This window comes from Amycolatopsis sp. NPDC003865 (assembly GCF_053605345.1).
The window spans coordinates 1-1049 of the sequence record NZ_JBSGJA010000057.1 but is presented as its reverse complement, the minus strand read 5'-3'; the positions used below and the strand labels follow the sequence as shown (position 1 = coordinate 1049).

1 protein-coding gene is annotated in these 1049 nt (G+C 68.4%); it reads right to left on the bottom strand.

Translation table 11 applies throughout. The annotated features are described in order from the left end of the window. Positions 1 to 12 precede the first annotated feature (12 nt). Positions 13 to 915 carry an IS5 family transposase gene (locus tag ACWEVP_RS50265; protein ID WP_452069715.1) on the bottom strand — a complete coding sequence of 301 codons (903 nt, stop codon included), beginning with the start codon at positions 913 to 915 and terminating at the stop codon, positions 13 to 15. Positions 916 to 1049: the final 134 nt, after the last annotated feature.

Below are 1049 nucleotides of genomic sequence, written 5' to 3'. Positions count from 1 at the left end.
CTAGAGCCTGTTTCAATGGCGTAGCCACTCGTTGATCGCCGCGATGTGCACGGTCGCCTCGTAGCGAACCGCGAGTTTGTCGAACCGTGTGGCCACGCCCCGGTTGCGTTTGAGCCGGTTGATGCCGCACTCAACCGCGTGCCGTTGCTTGTAGATCTCCGGGTCGAACGCGGGTGGCCGGCCACCAGCCCGGCCGCGGTTGCGGCGATGCCGGACCTGATCAGAGGGCTGGGGAATCGTGCACGCGATCCCACGCCGCCGCAGATAGGCCCGGTTGGCGCGGGAACTGTAGGCCTTGTCCGCCAGGACCCGATCCGGCCTGCTCCGGGCCCGCCCACCACCGCTCCGGGCGACCCGGACCCGGGCCAGCACCGCCTCGAACTGCGGCGAATCACCCCGCTGCCCTGCGGTCACCAGCAACGCCAATGGCTTCTGGCCTTGCTCGACAGCCAGATGCAGCTTGGTCGTCCACCCTCCCCGCGACCGGCCCAACGCATGATCGGCCGGTTCCGGCTCGCCGATACCGCCCGGCGGTTCCTTCTGCAGGTCGCCCTCGATGCGGGCGCCCGCGGCGTGTTGGTGGGCCCGGTTGATCGTGGAATCGACGCTCACCTCCCAAGTGATCAGCCCGGCAGCGTCGGCCCGGGTCTGCAACGCCGCCAGGATCAGCGCCCACACACCGGCGCGCTGCCAGCGCCGGAACAAGCCGTAGACGGTTTGCCAGCAGCCATACACGGGTGGGACGTCACGCCACGGCGAGCCGACGCGGACCCGCCAGCGGATGCCGTCGAGGAGCTGGCGTTTTGTCCACAGTGGCGGGCGGCCGGGCTTCTTGCCGACGGGCAGCAGCGGTTCCAGGATCGCCCACTGCGCGTCGGTCAGATCGGCTCGCCCCGTCGCCGCTAGGCTGGGCACGAGGTCTCCGGTGTTCTTGATCAGCTTGGTCGTTGGTCGGTCTACCGGAGACCTCGTCTATTTGATCCAAGACACGCCGCACCCACAACGCCAGCCAGAAGCTCCGCTGGTCAGCACATCGAAACAGGCTCTAG